The sequence below is a fragment of the Actinocrinis sp. genome (assembly GCF_035605935.1).
Lineage (GTDB): Bacteria > Actinomycetota > Actinomycetes > Streptomycetales > Catenulisporaceae > Actinocrinis.
Genome location: NZ_DATNGK010000207.1, coordinates 1 through 19,126, shown reverse-complemented (window position 1 = coordinate 19,126; position 19,126 = coordinate 1). Strand labels below are relative to the sequence as shown.

17 protein-coding genes are annotated in these 19,126 nt (G+C 67.7%); 3 read left to right on the top strand and 14 right to left on the bottom strand.

The window, feature by feature from the left end:
• Positions 1–380: 380 nt before the first annotated feature.
• The 5 genes from VN779_RS16625 to VN779_RS16605 all read right to left on the bottom strand — a co-directional run bounded on the left by VN779_RS16625 (position 381) and on the right by VN779_RS16605 (position 7,400).
• A complete protein-coding gene (locus VN779_RS16625; protein ID WP_325724265.1) occupies positions 381–1,238 on the bottom strand; it encodes a carbohydrate ABC transporter permease in 858 nt (285 codons plus the stop codon).
• Position 1,239: 1 nt separating this feature from the next.
• Positions 1,240–2,238, bottom strand: a complete 999-nt coding sequence (locus tag VN779_RS16620) for a sugar ABC transporter permease (protein WP_325724263.1) — start codon at positions 2,236–2,238, stop codon at positions 1,240–1,242.
• A 22-nt stretch (positions 2,239–2,260) separates the two neighbouring features.
• Positions 2,261–3,526: a sugar ABC transporter substrate-binding protein gene (locus VN779_RS16615; protein WP_325724261.1), complete on the bottom strand. Its 1,266-nt coding sequence runs from the start codon at positions 3,524–3,526 to the stop codon at positions 2,261–2,263.
• Positions 3,527–3,628: 102 nt separating this feature from the next.
• Complete coding sequence (locus tag VN779_RS16610) at positions 3,629–5,389, bottom strand: RICIN domain-containing protein (RefSeq protein WP_325724259.1); 1,761 nt, start codon at positions 5,387–5,389, stop codon at positions 3,629–3,631.
• Positions 5,390–5,432: 43 nt separating this feature from the next.
• The gene (locus VN779_RS16605) at positions 5,433–7,400 is read right to left on the bottom strand and encodes a glycoside hydrolase family 127 protein (RefSeq protein ID WP_325724257.1); all 1,968 of its coding nucleotides are present in this window, start codon (positions 7,398–7,400) and stop codon (positions 5,433–5,435) included.
• 206 nt (positions 7,401–7,606) lie between these two features.
• On the opposite strand from VN779_RS16605, the gene VN779_RS16600 reads away from it, so the two are divergent.
• Positions 7,607–8,650: a LacI family DNA-binding transcriptional regulator gene (locus VN779_RS16600; RefSeq protein WP_325724255.1), complete on the top strand. Its 1,044-nt coding sequence runs from the start codon at positions 7,607–7,609 to the stop codon at positions 8,648–8,650.
• 14 nt (positions 8,651–8,664) lie between these two features.
• Here the strand turns inward: VN779_RS16600 and VN779_RS16595 are convergent, their stop codons facing one another.
• Positions 8,665–9,225, bottom strand: coding sequence for a TetR/AcrR family transcriptional regulator (locus tag VN779_RS16595; protein ID WP_325724253.1), 561 nt, complete (start codon positions 9,223–9,225; stop codon positions 8,665–8,667).
• Positions 9,226–9,344: 119 nt separating this feature from the next.
• On the opposite strand from VN779_RS16595, the gene VN779_RS16590 reads away from it, so the two are divergent.
• Positions 9,345–9,806 (top strand): hypothetical protein, encoded by a 462-nt coding sequence (locus VN779_RS16590; protein WP_325724252.1) that lies wholly within the window; start codon positions 9,345–9,347, stop codon positions 9,804–9,806.
• Here VN779_RS16590 and VN779_RS16585 read toward each other — a convergent pair.
• From VN779_RS16585 to VN779_RS16575, 3 genes are all read right to left on the bottom strand, one after another.
• The gene (locus VN779_RS16585) at positions 9,761–11,434 is read right to left on the bottom strand and encodes a glycoside hydrolase family 44 protein (RefSeq protein WP_325724251.1); all 1,674 of its coding nucleotides are present in this window, start codon (positions 11,432–11,434) and stop codon (positions 9,761–9,763) included. The genes VN779_RS16590 and VN779_RS16585 overlap by 46 nt on opposite strands.
• 170 nt (positions 11,435–11,604) lie before the next feature.
• Complete coding sequence (locus VN779_RS16580; RefSeq protein ID WP_325724249.1) at positions 11,605–12,309, bottom strand: haloacid dehalogenase-like hydrolase; 705 nt, start codon at positions 12,307–12,309, stop codon at positions 11,605–11,607.
• 42 nt (positions 12,310–12,351) lie between these two features.
• A complete protein-coding gene (locus tag VN779_RS16575; protein ID WP_325724247.1) occupies positions 12,352–12,834 on the bottom strand; it encodes a MarR family winged helix-turn-helix transcriptional regulator in 483 nt (160 codons plus the stop codon).
• A 207-nt stretch (positions 12,835–13,041) separates the two neighbouring features.
• Between VN779_RS16575 and VN779_RS16570 the strand changes: the two genes are divergently transcribed.
• Positions 13,042–14,412 (top strand): PHB depolymerase family esterase, encoded by a 1,371-nt coding sequence (locus VN779_RS16570; protein ID WP_325724245.1) that lies wholly within the window; start codon positions 13,042–13,044, stop codon positions 14,410–14,412.
• 89 nt (positions 14,413–14,501) lie between these two features.
• Here VN779_RS16570 and VN779_RS16565 read toward each other — a convergent pair whose 3' ends face one another.
• The 5 genes from VN779_RS16565 to VN779_RS16545 form a co-directional block, all read right to left on the bottom strand.
• Positions 14,502–15,713 carry an aldose epimerase family protein gene (locus VN779_RS16565; protein WP_325724243.1) on the bottom strand — a complete coding sequence of 404 codons (1,212 nt, stop codon included), beginning with the start codon at positions 15,711–15,713 and terminating at the stop codon, positions 14,502–14,504.
• Positions 15,714–15,733: 20 nt separating this feature from the next.
• Positions 15,734–16,510 (bottom strand): ATP-binding cassette domain-containing protein, encoded by a 777-nt coding sequence (locus tag VN779_RS16560; protein WP_325724241.1) that lies wholly within the window; start codon positions 16,508–16,510, stop codon positions 15,734–15,736.
• Positions 16,507–17,553, bottom strand: coding sequence for an ABC transporter permease (locus VN779_RS16555; protein ID WP_325724239.1), 1,047 nt, complete (start codon positions 17,551–17,553; stop codon positions 16,507–16,509). Before VN779_RS16555 ends, VN779_RS16560 begins: the two co-directional genes overlap by 4 nt.
• Positions 17,554–17,560: 7 nt before the next feature.
• On the bottom strand, positions 17,561–18,622 hold the full coding sequence (locus VN779_RS16550; RefSeq protein WP_414639686.1) for a sugar ABC transporter substrate-binding protein: 1,062 nt from the start codon (positions 18,620–18,622) through the stop codon (positions 17,561–17,563).
• 353 nt (positions 18,623–18,975) lie between these two features.
• Positions 18,976–19,126, bottom strand: a 151-nt coding sequence (locus VN779_RS16545) for an RICIN domain-containing protein (RefSeq protein ID WP_325724267.1), incomplete at its 5' end; no start/stop codon positions are given.

The following is a 19,126-nucleotide window of genomic DNA, read 5'->3' as shown; positions in this document are numbered from 1 at the left end:
CATGGTTTCCGTAGTGGTGACGTACCTGTGCCTGGTCGGTGCGCTCCACACGACGTCGCCTTCGTTGCCGCGCTGCACTTTCCAGCTCCTGCGGTCATGAGCCGCTCAGTGAAAAACCTGTGCACGCGTGTCCTGCGTTACCGTCAACCGCCGTCGGCGAAGCTATCGCGAGACTCACAGCGCGCAAGGGCGCCTGTGGTCAAGCGAAGCGGTAAACGAAACTCGCCGCCGTAGTCCAGCCGCGCAGCGGAGATGTCATCGCGGGGTCTTATATGGGAAAAGCGGGCGGCGGACGGCGGTTGGCCGGGTGGGAAAGACAGGTTGTCCAGCTGCGCGAGACAGACTCGCTATCGCAAGCCTGTCTCGCGCAGGACGCGGTTCTAGTCCTTGACGGCGCCGGTGGTGATGCCGGCGGCGACGTAGCGTTGGGCGATGATCAGCAGGGCGGTGGCGGGGATGGAGGCGACCACGGCGGTGGCCATGATGGCGTTCCATTGCTGGTTGTTGTTGCCGATGTAGTGGTAGATGCCGAGGGTGATGGGCTGTCGGCCGCTGCCGGAGTCCAGGGTGCTGGCGAATATGAAGTCGGACCAGGCCCACAGGAAGGTGAACAGGGACACGGTGACGACCGCGTTGCGCGAGAGCGGAAGCACGATGGCTGTGAAGGTGCGCAGCGGTCCGGCGCCGTCGGTTTTCGCCGCCTGCATCAGTTCGTCGGGGATGCCGGCCATGAACGCGGTGAATACCAGCACGCCGAAGGGAACGGCGATGGTGGAGTCGGCGACCACGAGCCCCGGCAGGGTGTTGATCAGGTGTGAGGTGAGCAGGATCGCGTAAAAGCCCATCGCCATGATGATCCCGGGGATCATCTGGGCGACCAACAGCACGAAGGTCAGGGCGCCGGCGCCACGCGGGCGCAGTTTGGCCAGGGAGTAGCCGGCGGGGGCGGCCAGCAGCAGGGTCAGCGCGACGGTCGCCAGCCCGACGACCAGGCTGGTGCCCAGGTAGGGCAGTTGCTGGTGGATGACGGCGCGGTAGCCCTCCAGGGTGCCGTGCAGGGGCAGGAAGGAGGGCGGGGTCTTTCGCAGGTCCTGATCGCGGGTGAAGGAGGCATTGAGCATCCAGTAGACCGGGAAGAGCATGACGGCGGTGAGCGCGATGCCGAGCGCGGTTTTGCCGCCGCGGCGTTTGCGCGCGCGGCTGCGGGGTGCGGTGGCTGGGGGTGTGGATGCGGTCATGTCATGCCGCCCGGTTGGTGCGTTGGGTGCGAATGTAGATCAGTCCGAAGATCAGGGCGATGATGACCAGCAGGTTGCCGACGGCGGCACCGGGTCCGAAGGCGGGCAGCAAGTTGCCGAACCCGAGGCGGTAGGACCAAGTCGCGAAGGTGGTGGAGGAGTCCACCGGTCCGCCGCGGGTCATGATCCAGATGATGTCGAACACCTTGAGGGTGTAGATCAGCCCGAGCAGCAGGGTAATCGCGGAAACGGGCCGCAGCAGCGGGAAGGTGATGCGCCGGAAGCGCTGCCACGGGCCAGCTCCGTCCAGCGCAGCGGCTTCGTAGAGGCCGGCGGGGATGGATTGCAGGCCGCTGTAGAGCAGGACCAGGTTGAACGGGATCCCAATCCAGATGTTCGCGATGATCACTGAGATCAGGGACCAGTGCGGCGAGGTGAGCCAGTCGACCGGAGTGATCCCGGCAAGGTGCAGGGCGTAGTTGACCACGCCAGAGTCGGAATTAAGCATCCAGGACCAGGTGGAGGCCGAAACGATCAGCGGGAGCAGCCAGGGCACCAGGAACAGGGCGCGCAGGGTGGCGGAGAGGGGAAAGTGCTGGTGGAAGAAGATCGCCAGGGCGAGGCCGAGGGCGTATTGGAAGAACAGGGACGCACCGGTGAACACCAGCGTGTGGATGAGCGCGGGGCTGAAGGTCGCGTCGTGGATGACGGTGGTGTAGTTGCCCAGTCCGGCGAAGGGAGCGCCGCCGTGCACGAACGACATCACTGTGTAGTCGCGCAGAGATAGATCAAGGTTCTTATACAGCGGGTAGGCGTAGAACAGGGCCAGGTACGCGGTCACCGGTGCCAGGAACGCCCATGCCGCCCACTGGCTGGTACGGATCGAGTGACGGCGCGGGGCGCTGCGGCCCGGTGCGCGCGCCGGGGGCGGGGCGCTGGTGCTGTGCGCCCCGCCGCGGCCACGCACAGACTGCGTCGCCGTCTGTGTCGTGTCGTTCATCAAGGTTCCCTTACGCCGACAGCTAGTTCGCCGACTTCGCCGAGTTCTGCGCGGTTTGCAGCGCGCCGCTGGGGCTGGCCGAACCGGACAGCGCGGCCTGCACCGCGGTCCACATCGCCTGCGAGATCTTCGGGTACTTCGTCCCGAGGTTGTCACTCGTGCGACCCTTGGCCGCGTGCACCGCGGTGACCCACGTGGTCAGGTCCGGGTCCGCCGAGACCTGCTTGGCCTGCACCGCGTCGGTAGCCGCGACGTACGAGAGCGTGGTGTCCGTAGTGTAGGCATTGTCAGCGCTGGTCAGGCACGACACCAGCTTTTCGCTCGTGGCGTAGCGAGCCGTATCGCCCTGCACCGGCACGGTCACGAACTCACCGCCGGTCGGCGCGGGCGCGGTGCCGCCGCTCTTGCTCGGGATCGGAATGATCCCGTACGGGAATCCGGCCTTCTTCGCGTTGCTCAGCTGCCACGTGCCGTTCTCGCTGAAGGCGGTGCCGCCGGCTGCGAACTCCTGCCAGCTGGTGGTCTGCGTGTCCTGCAACACCGAGTTTGGCGCGTACCCGTCCTTGAGCCACGTCGTCCACAGGTTCAGCGCATCTACGGACGAGCTGGAGGAGAGGTCGGTGAGGTTGGCCCCGGCCCCCCAGAACCACGGCAGGAACTGGAAACTGCCCTCCTCGGTGCCAATCGCGGAGAAGGTGATCCCCTTCTTACCGGTCGCCTTCACCTTGGCGAGAGCTGCGGTGAGCGAGGCCCAATCCTTGACGGTGGTCGGGTCCACGCCCGCAGCCTTGAGGATGTTGGTGTTGTAGTAGAGGGCCAGGGTGTTCGCGCCGATCGGCGTGCCGTAGGTCTTGCCGTTCAGCTGCCCGGCGGCCAGCAGGTTCGGCTCGATCGCCGAGGTGTCCACCTTGGTAGCCGACGTGTCCGTCAGCACACCGGCCTCAGCCAGCGTCGAGACGACCGGGTTGTCCACGATCAGCACATCCGGTGCCTTGCCCTGCTGCGCGGCGAGCAACACCTTGCTGGTCAGATCCGTGGTGTCGAACCCGGTGCGCTTGACCGTGACACCCGCGGACGTGCCGCACTTCTGGAGGAGCTGGACCCACGCCGAGGAGTTGTCGAACTGCGGGTACGGGTCCCAGATGGTGTAGGTGCCGGAAGCGGCCGAGCCGGTTCCGGAGGACGAAGCCGAGGAGGAACACGCGGTCATGGTGCCGGCGACAGCGGCGATGGCCAGGCCGGCCGCAGCCGCTTTGAGGCCGCGGCGTGGCCGAGTGACGAAGGACATTTCGGTGAGCCTTTCCGGGATGTGCGGTGTGGAGTGGTGCGAGCATGAAGGTGCGGTTCGGTATCACCGGGCCGGGGGTCTGCCGGCCCGGTGAAGCCATGGTCAGCGAGCTGTCAGGGTCCAGAGATGGTCGGCGGTGCCGTTGTCATCCCATTGCAGGACCTGGGCGCCGGCGCTCGTGCTCATGTTGTTCACGCCGAGCATCAGACCGCTGTTGTCATTGGCGATCTTGTACTGGCCGTTGCCCGCCGGGATGAGCTGCCAGAGGTGGTCCGGGGTGCCGTTGTCCCCCCAGATCAGCGCGGTGCCGCCATCCGAGGTGCTCTCGTTGGTGATGCCGAGCATCAGGCCACTGGCCGAGTTGCGGATCTTGTAAAGCCCTGATCCGGCGGCCACGAGGGTCCAGGACTGGGTGCTGCCGCTGCCCGGCGTGTTCTGGTCGGCCAGCGTGCCCTGCGCGGTGCCGGCGTTCTGGGTGTCGAGGGCTAGACCGCTGTTCACGTTCTTGATCTGGTAGGTGCCGGCGAGCGAGCTGGTGGATCCGCTCGGGGTTATCACCAGGTGGTAGCCGTAGGCGGGGTTCATGGCCACCGGCACCGTGATGGATCCGTTGGTGATCGTGTACGTGGTCTGCGAGATGGTGAGCGGCCCGGAGACCGCGGTGGTGCGGCCCTTCGACGGCGTGTACTCGAGTTTGACGTTGGCTGTGCTGCCGAAGGCCGAGAGCGAACTCAGACCATTGACGGTGACCGCGTTGGCTCCGGTCCCGCCGCCGAAGATGACGCTGACCTGGTTACCCGAGGAGTTGACCGCCGCGGCGCCGTCTAGCCCGTTCTGCGACGGAGGCACCGTGGTGACCATGTTGCCGCTCATCGCGCCGTACCAGGTGTAGAGCCAGTAGGCGCCGTTCGGTGAGCCGCCGGTGTCGGTGAGCGTGTCGCCGAGGGTGCCGTAGTGGTTCCAGAAGGCGAGTTCGGCGTTGTTCACGCCGGCGCGCTCGAACTTCGCGATGTATCCGGCCAGCGGACCGGGAACGCCGACCTCGCTGGTCGTCGCGTACTCCTCGATGGCGATCGGGCGCGGGCTGATGCCGAGGCTGGCTTCGAGCGACCGGTACGCCGCCACGTCCCCGGCGATGCTCGCCGAGCCGCCGAGTTCATGCCAGGCGATGATGTCCGGGACCGTGCCGCTGTTCTTGGCATCGGTGAGGAACGTCGTCATCCAGCTCTGGTCCCAGTGCGAGGTGCTCGGCCCCTGAATCGGGCGGCTGGAATCCTTCGAGCGCACCTCTTTGTAGGTCCGGGCCCAGCCGGCGTCGAAACTGCCGGCGGCGCTGGTGTTCCACGTCCAGTCCGGCTCGTTCCACAACTCGTACGCGCTGATGTTGCTCGCGCCCGAGGACTTCACCGAGGCCACCTGCTTGTCGACGGCGGAAAGCCAATCGCTCCAGCTGACCCAGCCGTAGGGGAAGTTCGGGTACCAGTCGGGCATCCGCACGACGACCTTCGCGCCGGCCTTGGCTGCCTCGGGTGCGACCACCAGGGCATCGCCGCCGGGAGCGGGCTCGCCGTTGGGAAGCTGCTTTCCTCCGGGAGCCATCTGCACGAAGGTGTTCGGGTGCAGCGGCTCGACGAGGCTGTCGGATGGGACGCTCGCGGTGTCCAGTCCGTAGAGCCCGCCGGATGCGACATGGGTCACGGAGCGGAATGGCTGGTTGGCGTTGACCACGAGCGTGGTCGCGGAGGTCGCGGCCGCGCTCGCGGATCCCGAAGCGATCGCGGTGGCCGTCGCCGCGAGAGCGAGGGCAGCCGTGCCGGCGATTATGGCGCGGCCGGGCGTGAGATTCATCAGGCGGTGCGTCATTGCTTCTCCTGACGGGTGGGTGAGGGTGGGTAGTGCTCTGGTGTTACGAGGTCGGCAGCCAGACGCGCATGCTGCCGTCCCGGCGGTTGGCCCAGGCGTAGTACGGGATGGCGGTCAGCTCGATCGGAGCTGCGGCTCCGTTCTCGCGCGGGACGAATTCGGCCGTATCGCTTGAGGGGTAAGGCCACCAGCCACGCTCGGGAATCGCCCTGCGGTGCCCGCCGGCGAGCACGGTGGTCACCGCGCCGAGCAAATCAGGGCGATGCTTTGCGGTCAGTGGGCGCGAGGTGTCGATGACGATTTCGTCCAGGCCGCCGCCGGGGTGATCGACCTGCTCGAGGCAGTAGACGAGCGGTCCCCGCTCGATCGCGACACAGCCGCGAACGGCATCCACGCGCGGATCGGCCTGCGTGAACCGCGGCTCCATGTCGAGTTCCAGCACGGCGCGCTCGCCCGGCTTCCAGGAGCGCGTCAGGCGCAGCCAGCCGTCGTCCAGCGCGGCGGTGTTTTCGTCGAGCGCTCCGTCTGGGTACTGGACCGTGAAGCCGCTGGACCACTGCGGGATGCGCAGTGAAAGCGTCCACGGCTCGTCGGTTGCTGATTCGTCGACGGTGAAGGCGATCCGGCCCTGCCACGGGTAATCTGTGTTAACGCTAACAACAACCGGAACTTCGGAGACCTCGCCGCGAAACGTGCCCTGCGTGTATTGATGCAGCTGGATGCCGCGGCCGTCCGTGGACGAGATGTAGTGCTCGAAGCTGGCCGCCAGCCGCATCACGTTCGGCGGGCAACAGGCGCAGCGGAACCAGCGAGTTCGCCGCGCGGACTTGTCGCCGCCCTGATCCGTGTGGCCGTCCCGGACTTGCAGAGGGTTGATATACAGCCAGCGCTCGCCGTCAAGGGACATTCCGGAGAGGAAGCCGTTGAACAGCGTCCGCTCGATCAGATCGCTGTAGCGCGCGCTGCCGGTGAGCAGAGCCATCCGCCAGCTGAACTGGATCGAGGCGACCGAGGCGCAGGTCTCGCAGTAGGCGCGCTCCGTGGGCAGCTCGTACGGATCGCCGAACTCCTCTTTGTCGTGGTGCGCGCCGACGCCGCCGGTCAGATAGGTCTTGGTGGTGGCCATCTCCGACCACAACCGCTCCCCCGCCGCGCGCAGCTGCGCATCCTCGGTCTCGGTCGCGAGGTCCGCGACCGCGGCGAGCAGATAGAGCTGGCGGACAGCGTGGCCCTCCACGTGGCGCGCCGAACGTACTGGCACGCGGTCCTGGCAGTACGTCTCACCGCCGAGCAGTCCGCGCCCGAAACTGTCGACGAAGTAGCCGGCCAGGTCGAGATAGCGCCGCTCCCCCGTCTCGCGGTACAGCTCGACCAGCGCGGTCTCGACCTCCGGATGGCCGTCGATGCCGTCGATCGGCTTTCCGCTGTCGGCCGGACCGAAGGTCGCGTCGATGTGGTCGGCGAAACGCCGGGCAACGGTCAGCAGCTGCTCGCGGCCGGTGGCGCGGTGGTGTGCGACAGCGGCCTGGATCAGGTGGCCGGCGCAGTACAGTTCGTGGCCCCACCGCAGATCGGTGAAGGGGCCTCGGCCCTTGCCGGCCTGGAACCAGGTGTTGAGGTATCCGTCGGGCTGCTGGGCGTCGGCGACGAGGCCGATGATGCGCTCCACATCGTCGGCGAGCCGCCGGCCCTCAGGGCTGTCCGGGTGCAGCCGGGCCAGTTGCCAGGAAGCGGCCTCGAGCCATTTGTAGACGTCCGAGTCCATGAACGGGTAATCGCCGCGAAACTCACCGGTGGCCTTGCCCGCGGCCAGCCGCAGATCATGCAAGTTGCCGGCGGACTCCAGCAGGAGCGGCCCCTGGGGGATGCCGGCGTGCGCGACCACCTCCTGCCGCCGCGCCCAGAAACCGCCGGCCACGACCGGGTCGGCGGTCGGGCGCAGGGCGGCGCGGGCGTGCGGACCGAGCCGGATCGGCCCGGTGCGCGGCGGCGGGTCTTGCGTGGCGGACATGCGACTCCCCGGTACTCAAAAAGCGGTGTGCTCGGCAAGGCTAGGAAAACCTTTGCTCGCACGAAACCTAGGGTTACCAGCACAACACGTCAAGAGTGTTGGGCAACACGCGCGAATTTTCTCAAAGTTGCGCACTCGGCTTGCTCCTGCCACGATGGCGCAGGGGCCGTAGGGGACGGAGCCCGCCGAGGAGGTAAGGATCACCCGTGTCGGACTCCATACAAGCCGCCACTTCGAGCATTGACGTCGCGTTGCCGACGAGGGCCCGGCTCGCCGACGTGGCCACGCGGGCGGGAGTCAGCGTCGGCACGGCCTCCAAGGCGCTCAGCGGTAGCGGACGGATGCGGCCGGAGACGCGCACGCGGGTACTCCAAGCCGCGGACGCGCTCGGCTTCAGCCCGAACCGGCACGCACAGAACCTGCAGGCGGGCCGCAGCTGGACTGTCGGCCTGATGACCACGGACGGAATCGGCAGGTTCAGCACGCCGGTGCTGCTCGGCGCTGAGGACGCGCTCGGCGCCGGCAAGATCAGTGTCCTGCTCTGCGACACCCGCGGCGACGCCATCCGCGAGCAGCACCACCTCAGCACGCTTATCGAGCGCAGGGTGGACGGGATCATCGTGACGGGGCGTCGCACGGATGCGCGCCCGCCGCTCGCCGGGGTCGGCTCGATCCCGATCGTCTACGCCTTCTCCCCCTCCACCGATCCGCGCGACGCCTCGGTGGTCTCCGACGACGCGGGCGGGGCCGGGCTGGCGGTCGAGCACCTGCTCGGCCTCGGCCGCGTCCGGATCGCGCACGTCACCGGCCCCGCGCATCACGCCGCGGCGCAGGATCGGGCGCAGCGCACGCTCGACCTGCTCGCCGACGCCGGCCTGGCGCCCGCCACCGGGCGCGCGCATTTCGGGGACTGGAGCGAGGCCTGGGGTCGCCGCGCGACCGACGCGGTATTGCGCGCGGCTCCGGACGTCGACGCGTTCTTCTGCGGCAACGACCAGATCGCCCGGGGCGTCGCGGACGCGCTGCGGGAACGTGGCATCAGCGTGCCCGATGATGTGGCGATCGTGGGTTACGACAACTGGGACGCCATGGCTCTGGCGGCGCGTCCGCCGCTGACCACGGTCGACATGGACCTCGGCGAGATCGGCCGGATTGCGGCGCTGCGTCTGCTCGCCGCGATCGACGCCGGCGAGCCGCGGCCGGGCGTCGAGACGGTGCCCTCGCGGCTGATTGTTCGCGAGTCGGCTTAGTCTTGAAACACGGCCTAGCCCACCAGGACCGTCGCGGTGCGCGCCGCGCTGTCGAAGGCTTCGATGTTCCCCGACGCCCGGCACAGCACGTGCGCGCCTTCGAGCAGGACGATCAGCGTGGTCGCGAGGTCGCGCGCTCGATCGGATTCGAGGCCTGAGGCCTGCAAGCGTTCGGCCAATTGGCCCGCCCAGCTGGAGAAGGCCGAGTCAGCGATCTGACGCAACTCGAGTTCGCCCGATTCGAGCCCGCCGCCGACGGTGACGGCCGCGATCGCACAGCCGCCGCCCGCGGCCGAGGCTCGTACGACTGGTCGCACGAGTTCCAGGAACGCCGAGACCACTGCCGCCGGGCTCTCGGTGGGCAGATCACCCAGCGCCCGCCGCACCTGTAGTCCGTTGAGCTGCGCCGCCTGCGCGACGAGCTGGAGCTTCCCGCCGGGGAAGTGGTGGTAGATCGCGCCTCTGGCCGCACCGCTGTCTCGCAGCACGTCGGTGAATGACATTCCGGCGACGCCGTGGCGCTGGAGGGCTGAGACCGTGGCCTCGATCATGCGGTCGCGAGTGTCCGCAGCCATGTCTGCTCCTCTGGGCCGGTGGCGCCGCCGCCTTGACTAGTACGGCCATCCTACTCCAGACTCCAGCTAGCTAGTACGTACGTACTAGGCGCAGAAAGTCCGCTAAAAGGAGAGCCGTCATGCCTATTACAGTCACCGCTCCGCGAGGCGCGCTTACCAGCGTGGGAGAGCGCGAAGTGCTGCCCCGCCTGACCGCCGATCTGGCCCGTGTCAGCGGGCTGAGCGACAACCCGCGCTTCGTTGAGATCATCGGCGGGACGGTCCACGTGCTCGACCCCGAGAACGTCTACGCGGGCGGCGCGAATCGGCCTGTCGTCATGGTCGAGCTCAAGCTGCCGAACATCGGCCTCGGTTCGATCGAGGCGCGGGCGGCCTTCATCGCGGCTGCCACGGAGACCGTGTCCGCACTCACGGTCCCCGGGCATCGCCGTGAGGACATCTGGGTCAACATCCTCAACGCACCCGATGGTGCTTGGGGCCTCGCAGGACACGCGTACACCGGGGAAGCCCTCGTCGAGGCACTGACCGCGGGCGGTCAGTTGCAGGACGACCGTGGGATGACCAGCTCGGTGATCGAGTAAGCCGGGAAGGTCATCGAGGTCTGGCCGCGCTTGATCGCCTGATCAGGCAACGTCGTGATCGCGGCGGTGTTCGCCTGGCCGTACTGGTAGGCGTGAGCGGTCGCGTTCGGACGAAGGCCGGTGATCGACAGCGGGCTGCTCAGGTCGCCGGTGGTCTTGTTGATGACCATCAGCGTCAGGGCGCCGTCGCTGGTGCGGCGTGAGGCGTAGACGGACAGCTGGCCCTGGTCGGCGCTCGTGGCGCTGATGCCGAGGTTGCCGAAGCCGTCGCCCTTGCCGTCGTAGTTGAGGTACATGCGGAAGGCGAAAGCGCCGGGGTCGGTGCTGGCCGGCGGCGACCACAGGGTGGCCAAATCGAGACGCTGGCGGCCGAAGATGCCCAGGATGTCGGCCTCGGCGACCCCGCCGTCGATCTTGTCTAGCGCGCCCCAGTTGTACTCGCTGATCGCCGTCTTGGTGCCCGGGTAGTTCTTCGCCACCAGCTGCTGCATCCGCGGGATTGCCTGCACCGGCTGGTTGATCCAGCTCTCGTCGGTGTAGGTCGGGTCCCACAGCGAGCGGGTGGAGCGCAGCCGTAGCGCCTGAGTCGCCGCGTCATCGGCTCCTGAGGAGACGCCGGAGGCCTGCGGATACCAGTGATTGTCGAAGTAGTCGAGGATGCGCACGCCGTGCGCCTTCTGATACGCGGCCATCTGCTGCAGGTACCAGGTCGCGAAGTCCAGGCCGCCGTGGGCTGCCCGGTCCGGCGGATTGGACCAGCAATTGCCGCCCTGGATGCCGCAGGTCTGTTCGTCGAGCCCGGAGTAGATCAGCGAGTTCCAGCCCCAGCCCACCGGGCCGAGGGTCTTGGCGCCCGGGTCGGCGGCCTTGATGGCCGAGGCGACCGCGTACGTGCTCGACTTCATCTCGTCGTAGCCGGGGCCTTGCGGGTGCACGTCGCGGTGAGTCTGGAACCAGATGTCCGGCTCGTTGTCGAGGTCGTAAAAGCGCACTCCGCCGTGGGCCGCGTCGCCGTACTTGGCGTCGAGGTACTTGACCCATCCGGACACGAAGTCCGCGCCGGCGGGGGTGCTGGTGTCGGTCGGGTCGTTGCCGGTGATGTACGTGCCGTCCGGCTTGACGCCGTTGCCGCAGTCCGGATCCCACGGGTCGGTGGATTGCTGCGGGCCGTACTTCGCGACGCTGAAACCGCAGGTCTGCTGCCGGGACTTGGGCACCCAGCCGATCAGCGGCACGGTCATCACGGTCGCGGCGCCGGCGGCGCGGTCCTTCTCGACGAACTGGTCGGCGCTCGATCCGTCGGGCAGTGCGGTCGGGTCGGCGACCTGGTTCGGGATGTTCTCGAAATACCAGTCGCTGGCGTGGTTTCCGGTGTCGAGCAGGTAGTTGTACCGGGTGGTCGCGTTGCCGCCCCAGCGGTCCACCGGCAGCTTGAGTTCTTTCTCCAGCGCCGGGTCGGCGAAGTTCATGCCGTAGATATCCCGGTTGATGAAGTGCAGGCCGGCGAACGGGTTCACGGTCAGCGCCGGTCCGGCGGCCGCGTCGGCGGAAGCGGCTTGCGGGGTGAGGCCGGGTGCCGCGGCGGCCAGGGAGGTGAGCAGTGCGGCTGCGGCGCGCAGTCGATGCATCAGTGTTCTCCTTCACTGGTGGGAACCTGCCGGGAGGATGGGCCGGTTCCGTTGCGCCGGTCAATCGAGCGATCAAGGGCCGCGGGACATGGCGGCTTGACCAGCACAAGTGCGAGGAAGCGGAAAGGCGTGATCGGTAAGTTTCGGGGCAGCGCGGTTGGGCGGCGGTGTTAGGCGCCGCGCCGCGCAAGGACGGCGGCGCGCAGGGCTGTCAGGTCACGTAGATCTGGCAGCACGACGTGGGCGCCTGAGGCGGCGAGTGTCGCGGCGTCGCTGAATCCGGTCGCGACGGCTACCGCCATTGCGCCGTTGTCCAGCGCCCCGCGCACGTCGTGTGGCGTGTCCCCGATCACCACCGCGTGCTCCGCCTTGAATCCGTGCCCGTACTTCGCCTTGGCGCGCTCGATGGCCAGGCGCACCAGGTCTGCCCGGTCGCTGCCGTCGTCGCCGAACCCGCCGATCTCGAAGTCGATGAAGCCGTCGAGTGCGAACGCCTCGAGCTTCATCGCGGCCAGCGCGGGGATGTTGCCAGTCACCAGTGACTGCACTGCGCCGTCTGATTGGAACGCGGCCAATGCCTCAGGTACTCCGGGCAGTGACCGGCCGTTCTTGCGCATCCGGCCTTCGAGTGACCGGGCGGCTTCTTCCAGCGCGGCATAGAAGACGTCAAAAGAGGCGCCTGGCTCGACGCCGTTGAGCCGCAGCGTCTCGCGCAGGATGGCCTGTTCGGTGCGGCCCGCCATGTCGGCGAGGTGGACCAGCGGCTGTCCGGTGACCTGCTCGAAAACCCGCGTGTAGATCTCCCGGCCCACGCCGGAGATGCTGACCAGCGTGTGGTCGATGTCCCACAGGACGAGCAGCGGCGCGGCAGACATGGGTCGATCTTCGCACGAGCCCGGAGACTTCGGACTGAACCGTCAGGCGTGACCGGTGGTTGATGCATCGGCTTGCAGCGCGTGGGCGCACTCGGTCAGCCGGTCGCCGAGGTTCTTGCGATCGTCCTGTTCAAGCGCGGCAAGCATGACTCGCTCGATTTCGTCGAGCGCGCGATCGCAGCGGCGCAGCAAAGCCTTACCGTCGCGCGAGAGGCTGGCCCGCAGCACCCGCCCGCCGTTCGGGTGCGCCTCGCGCCGGATCAGGCCACGCCCCTCAAGGTCGCGGATGACCAGGTTCATCGCCTGGGGCGTGACGAAGGCGATGCGGGCCAGTTGCGCGGAGGAAGCTCCGTCGCGCAGCCGAAGCTCGCTGAGCGCCATGTACTCCGTCGTGGTCACCCCATGCTGCGCCAGCGCCTGATCGAGCCGAGCTCTGATCCGCCGCTCCAGCCGGAAGACGAGATAGCTCAACCGCGGCGCGGCCGCAGTGGCGCTGGCGGCGCCCTGGCCGCGAGGGGAGCTCACGAGGGAACGATACCGCCGCGCCCGGCGGCGGTGAAAGTTACCTGCGTATTATCAAGTTGCTTGATAGCAAGTAACTTGACAGCCTGCGCGAAGGTGCGGCAACGCGGTGCTCGTGGTCTGCGTCCCTCCGCAGAGCTTTGACGTCGGCCCGGCGCGGTCGCACTCTTCCTGCCACACGCACCGGCGTGTTCACAGTCAGGAGGAGTGATGAGACGGATCACCAAGGCTCTCGCGGCTGCCGGCGCGGCCGCCGCGTTCACGGCCATGACCGTCGTCACCGGGCTCACACCGCGCGCCTCCGCGGCAAGCCTGGTGCAGGTGACGAACTTCGGGAACAACCCCGGCGGGGCGCAGATGTACGTTTACGTCCCCACCAGCGCCACGGCTCACCCCGCGATCGTGGTGGCCCTGCACGGCTGCGGCGGCACCGGCCCGGGATTTTATTCGAGCTCTGAGTTCGCTTCGCTCGCCGACCGCTACGGCTTCATCGCCATCTTCCCCAGCGCCGAACAGCAGGCCGGGTTCGGCAACTGCTGGGACACCTGGTCCGCCGCGGCGAAGGTGCGCGGCGGCGGCAGCGACCCCGTGTCGCTGGTATCGATGATCACCTACACCGAGCAGCACTACGGCGGCGACGCGAACCACGTCTACGTCACCGGCTCCTCCTCCGGCGGCATGATGACCGACGAGATGCTGGCCCTCTACCCGGACGTGTTCAAGGCCGGGGCCGCGTACATGGGAGTGCCGTTCGACTGCTTCGCCAACGCGGCCGACTACCCGCCGGGCAGCAGCAAGTGCACCGGCGGCAGCATGACGCGTACCGCGCAGGAATGGGGCGACGAGGTACGGGCGGCCGATCCCGGATACAACGGGCCGCGTCCGCCGATTCAGCTGTGGCACGGCACCGCGGACACACTGGTGCCGTATCAGCTGCTGCAAGAAGACATCAAGCAATGGACCAACGTGTTCGGGCTGAGTCAGACCCCGACGTCCACGGACACGCCGGTGTCGGGCTGGACGCGCTGGCGCTACGCCGATGCGTCAGGGAAGGTCGACGTCGAGGCTTACAGCATTCAGGGCGCCGGTCACTCGCTGCCCAGCGCAGGCATGGCGGCGTACGCGATTCACTTCTTTGGCCTGGACGGCAGCGGTGGCGGAACACCTTCGCCGACGCCTACAGCGAGCAGTTCGCCGTCACCGTCCGCGTCGCCGTCCGCGTCAGCGTCGCCCAGCGCTTCGAGCTCCGGATCCGGCGGGTCCGGAGCATGTACGGTCACTGACGCGGTCAGCGCCTGGAACACCGGGCTGACTGAAAACCTCACCGTCACGAACACCGGTACCGCCGCCATCAACGGCTGGTCGCTCGGATTCACCCTCCCGTCCGGACAGACCGTCACCAACGCGTGGAATGCGACGATCAGTCCAGCCAGCGGGGCGGTGACGGCGAAGAACGTCAGCTACAACGCCCAGGTCCCGCCCGGCGGATCGACCAGCTTCGGCTTCCAGGCCACCCACACTGGGAACGCCGCCGCGCCTACAAGCTTCACCTTGAATGGTGCGGCCTGTATTACGCGGTAACGCGGTAACAGGGACGGCGTGATGATGACTGCGGGGTGGAAGGGATCGGCAACGAGGCCGGTCCCTCCACCCCGCGGTTGGCTCGCGTGTTAGAAGCCTGAGATCTCGTAGACGCTCGTCTGCCGATACACCTGCCCGGGCCGCAGCACCGCGGAGGGGAAGTTCGGGTGGTTCGGGGCGTCGGGGAAGTTCTGCGTTTCCAGGGCGAAGCCGTAACTCTGCCGGTAGACGGTGTTGCCGGTGCCCACGAGCGTGCCGGTGAGGAAGTTGCCGCTGTAGAACTGGATGCCCGGCTGCGTGGTGTAGATCGTCAGGAACCTGCCGCTGTGCGGGTCGACGGCGCGGGCCGCCAGTCGCGGTGCGGCGCCGGCGGGTCCGTTGACCACCCAGTTGACGTCGTAGCCCTGACCGATGAGCAGTTGCGGGTCGTTGACCGCGATGTGCGCACCGATCGCGGTGGGCCGGGTGAAGTCCATCGGCGTGCCGTGCACCGGGGCGACCTGGCCGGTCGGGATCTGCGTCGAATCCACCGGCGTGAAGTGGTTCGCGTTCAGATACAGAAGCTGGTCGTATACGTTGCCTGACGATTCCCCGGCAAGGTTCCAGTAGGTGTGGTTGGTCAGGTTGATCACGGTTGGCTTGTCGGTGGTCGAGTGGAAGGTCAGGGTCAGCCGGCCGCGGTTGTCGAGGGTGTACGTGGCCTGCGTCGTCAGCGTGCCGGGGAATCCCATCTCCCCGTCCGGGCTGACGTACTCGAGCCGCAGGCTGACCGAGTCGTGTCCGCTGCTGGCGCTCGGCGTCCAGATCTTCTGGTCGAAGCCGACCGTGCCGCCGTGCAGCGCGTTGCCGTTGTTGTTGATCGGGATGTGATAGGTGACCCCGTCGAGGGTGAAGGTGCCCTTGGCGATCCGGTTCGCGTACCTGCCGATCAGCGCGCCGAAATACACCCCGCCCCCGGCTGCCGGGCTGTTGTGCGCGACGTAGTCGTCCAGGGTCGCGAAGCCGAGCACGAGGTCGACCGGATGGCCGCGCCGGTCCGGGACTTGCACGGTCTGCACGATCCCGCCGTACGTCAGGATCCTAACCGTCAGGCCGTTGCCGGCCGTCAGCGTGTAGCGGTACACCACAGCGCCGTTGATCTGGCCGAACGGTTCCCGGCTGATGGTGGGCCTGCGGCCGTGCGACGCGGCGGCCGAAGAGGACGAGTCGGCCGCCGCGTTGGCGGCCGGTGCGGCAAGGGTGCCGGCTCCCGCGGCAAGCGCCGCAGCGGCGAGAGCCTGGCGTCTGGAAAGGGAGTTCATCGCAATCCTTGGTGGGTTGACTAGGCGTCGATGCGATATTCGGCGTGCACCAGCTCCAGCAGTTCGGCCACCGAGGTGTCCGCGGAGCGCCGGTCGAAGGTGATCTCGCCGTGCTGCAACAGGTTCACCCGGTCGCAGACATCGACTATCTGGCTGTAGTTGTGCGCGATGAGGATGATCGCGAGGTCGCCGCGCTGCTTGAGCCGCCGCAGCAGGCGCAGGATCTGGGTGCCCTCGCGGGCGCCCATCGCGGCCAGCGGCTCGTCGAGCAGCAGCAGCTTCGCCTCGGAGTGCACGGAACGGGCCACCGCGATCGCCTGGCGCTGGCCGCCGGACAGCTGCCCGACCTCCGCGGTCACCGAGGGGATCTCGATGCCGACCGAGTCCAGCGCCTCGCGGGCCAACCGGCGCATTTCCCGCCGCCGCAGGAACGGCAGTGGCCGGTGGATCAGCTCCTTGTTCAGGTGCAGATTCAGATAGACCGGAAGCCCGTCGATGAGCGCAAGATCCTGATACACGGTCTCGATGCCGAGGGAACGGGCGTGCGCCACCGAGCGCAGTCGCGTCGCCTGCCCCTCGACGAGGATGCGCCCGGAATCGGGGCGGTGGAACCCGGTTAGGATCTTGATGAGGGTGGACTTGCCCGCGCCGTTGTCCCCGATCAGGCCCAGGATCTCGCCGCGGTCGACGTGCAGGTTGATGTCGCGCAGCGCGGTGACCGGGCCGAAGCGCTTGGCCACGTGTTCGACTCGGATCACCTCGGTTCCCGTGCCCGCGCCGGTCGCCTCCGTGGTCATCGCAGTGCCTTCTTCCGCAGGGACGCCAGGTAGGCGTTCAGCAGCATCGCCACGATGACCGCGATGCCGATGACGACGTCGAAGGCGGCGGCGTTGACGCCGATGAGGTTGAACCCGTCGTTGATGACGCCGAGCAGCAGCGCGCCGAACATCGCGCCGACTACTGTGCCCGAGCCGCCGAGGAGCGCGGTGCCGCCGATGACGGCCGAGGCCACCGCCATGAACATGGTGGTGTTGCCGCCGCTGGTGGGGTCGAAGGAGCCGACCCGCACCTGGTCCAGGATCCCGGTGAAACCGGCCAGCAGGCTGGTGATCACGAACGTGGCCACCTTCACCCGGCCGACCTTGATGCCGGACTCAGCGGCGCTGAGCGGATTGCCGCCTGCGGCCTGGATGTATACGCCATAGCGGGTCGCCGACAGTGCGATTTGCAGCACGACGATGATGGCGAGCGCCCAGATCAGCTCCGACCAGCGCCAGCCGCCGATCACCTGTTGCAATCCGCCGCCGATCGGCGGCGGCACCGGTTCGCCGCGGGACTGGATGTAGGACATGCCCTCCAGGAAGAAGCCCATGCCGAGCGTCACGATGAAGGAGGGCAGGTTGAACAACATTCGGATCAGCCCGTTGACGAGCCCGACCCCGGCGGCCACGAGCAGCGCGCCGATCAACGCCATTGGCACCGTGGCACCGGCGTCGTAGAACGAGGTGAGCGCGAACGGCGTGAAGGTGAATACGAAGCCTGCCGAAAGGTCGATCTCACCGCAGATCAGCAGCAGCGCCTCCGCGCCGCCGATGATCGCCCACGGCGCGAAGTACTGCATGACGATGTGGTAGTTGTTCGTGGTGTTGAAGCCGTTTCCCCCGGCCGCGGTGAAATAGATCACCGCCGCGACCGTCACCAGCACGATGCTCAGCTCCCTGCGGCGCACCAGGACGCGCAGCAGCGCGGTCCCGGCTCGGCGGGCGGAGCCGGGACCGGGCCGCGGCGGGCGTCCGGCGGCGGAAGCGGGGGCGGCGGTGTCCGCGTCTGCTTCGGCCATATCGCTTTTACACCTGCACCGTCGTAGCCGGCGGCAGCGTGATCGACTTGGGCATCGGAATCAGGGCCTTGTTCGTACCGCCCTCGAACCGGCTGGCGGCCGAGGCGTACGGGCCGACGTTGTCCTTGGTGACGAAGGTCAGGCCGGTGTCGGTCTGCGGCGGGGCGACCAGCGTGCCGGAGAGCCGGTACAGGTAGAGATACAGAACGCTGAGGAAACCCTGCAGGTAAGCGGACTGGTCGATGGTGAAGTCCAGCGCCCCGCTCTTGACTCCGTTGATCGTGTCGGTCAGCGTGTCGAAGCCCCCGGCGTGCACCTTCCCGGCGATGTTGTACTTGCCGATCAGCTGCGCGATCGCGGCGGTGCTGCCGGCGTCCACGGCGTAAAGGCCCTTGGCGCTCTGATGGCCCTGATACGACGACTCCATCGCGGAAAGCTCCCCGGCCTGCGCCGCGCCGGTGTTGACGCTCAATACGCTGACATTCGGCGCCGCTTTGGACAGCGCGGCCTTGATGCCGTCCAGCCGGGGCTGCACGTTGTTGCCGCCCGGCTGCGAGATGCCGACCAGGATCAGGCCCGAGGTGACATCTTGCGCGATGCGCTGTCCCATCAGGACGCCGGACTGGTAGAGGTCCTGGCCGACGTAAGCGAGCGGATAGTTGTTCGGCGCGGTGGCGTTGTAGGCGATCACCGGGATTCCGGCCGCCAGCGCCGATTTGGTGGGCTCGACAAAGGCGCTGGAGTCGGTCAGCGCGACCGCGATTCCGTCCGCGCCGCCGCTGATCGCCGTCTCGAAGGCGCTGACCATCTCGGAGACGTTGCCGCCCTCCGATCCGGTCCACTGCGGCGTGGTGATGCCGAGCAACGAGGCGGCGTCTTCGAGCCCGTAGCGGGTCGGCACGAAGAAGGAGTTGGTAGTGACATGGTTGACGAATACGAAGCGCCACTTCGGGGTGCTGGCGAAGTTGCCGGCCCCGGACGCTCCGGCCGCGTTGTGCCCGCTGGTGCACGCGGCCAGCAGCGACGCGGTGGCCGCGGCGCCGCCGCCGGCCAAGGCCTGTTTCAGCAGGCTGCGTCGCGAAGTGCTCGGGCCGGAGCCTGGCGGCGCGGCGATCTCATCAGTGTTAGCGCTCACATCTCGCGCTGCACTGTCGGACAGACGATCAATCGACATTGACCTCACATCCCGTTAAGACAGCTGCTGACGGAAAGATCCGATCACAATGGACTAAGCCGGTCTGCGTGCCATCATTAGCGGACATGGGACGTGCGTCAAGGTATTTCGCGCTCAAGTCAGTTGTCTGGCTGATCGCACGCACCCTGCGACTCCCGTGTACGCGGCCGATGACCGCGGCCGCAGCACGCCGCCGAAATTGTGATCGGCGGCGTGCTGCGGACGTGCGTACGCGTGGGCAGAGTTACTTACCCAAGCGTCCATTGCTGGTTGCTGCCGCCGTTGCAGGACCACAGTTCGACCAGCGCGCCGTTGGCGGTGGATGCTCCGGTGACATCGAGGCAGAGGCCTGATTGGACGCCGGTGATGGTGCCGTTGGCGTTGAGGTTCCATTGCTGG

Coding starts and splice junctions, on each gene's coding strand:
- VN779_RS16625 (WP_325724265.1), bottom strand. CDS start 1,238: ATGACCGCATCCACACCCCCAGCCACCGCACCCCGCAGCCGCGCGCGC.
- VN779_RS16620 (WP_325724263.1), bottom strand. CDS start 2,238: ATGAACGACACGACACAGACGGCGACGCAGTCTGTGCGTGGCCGCGGC.
- VN779_RS16615 (WP_325724261.1), bottom strand. CDS start 3,526: ATGTCCTTCGTCACTCGGCCACGCCGCGGCCTCAAAGCGGCTGCGGCC.
- VN779_RS16610 (WP_325724259.1), bottom strand. CDS start 5,389: ATGACGCACCGCCTGATGAATCTCACGCCCGGCCGCGCCATAATCGCC.
- VN779_RS16605 (WP_325724257.1), bottom strand. CDS start 7,400: ATGTCCGCCACGCAAGACCCGCCGCCGCGCACCGGGCCGATCCGGCTC.
- VN779_RS16595 (WP_325724253.1), bottom strand. CDS start 9,225: ATGGCTGCGGACACTCGCGACCGCATGATCGAGGCCACGGTCTCAGCC.
- VN779_RS16590 (WP_325724252.1), top strand. CDS start 9,345: ATGCCTATTACAGTCACCGCTCCGCGAGGCGCGCTTACCAGCGTGGGA.
- VN779_RS16585 (WP_325724251.1), bottom strand. CDS start 11,434: ATGCATCGACTGCGCGCCGCAGCCGCACTGCTCACCTCCCTGGCCGCC.
- VN779_RS16580 (WP_325724249.1), bottom strand. CDS start 12,309: ATGTCTGCCGCGCCGCTGCTCGTCCTGTGGGACATCGACCACACGCTG.
- VN779_RS16570 (WP_325724245.1), top strand. CDS start 13,042: ATGAGACGGATCACCAAGGCTCTCGCGGCTGCCGGCGCGGCCGCCGCG.
- VN779_RS16565 (WP_325724243.1), bottom strand. CDS start 15,713: ATGAACTCCCTTTCCAGACGCCAGGCTCTCGCCGCTGCGGCGCTTGCC.
- VN779_RS16560 (WP_325724241.1), bottom strand. CDS start 16,510: ATGACCACGGAGGCGACCGGCGCGGGCACGGGAACCGAGGTGATCCGA.
- VN779_RS16555 (WP_325724239.1), bottom strand. CDS start 17,553: ATGGCCGAAGCAGACGCGGACACCGCCGCCCCCGCTTCCGCCGCCGGA.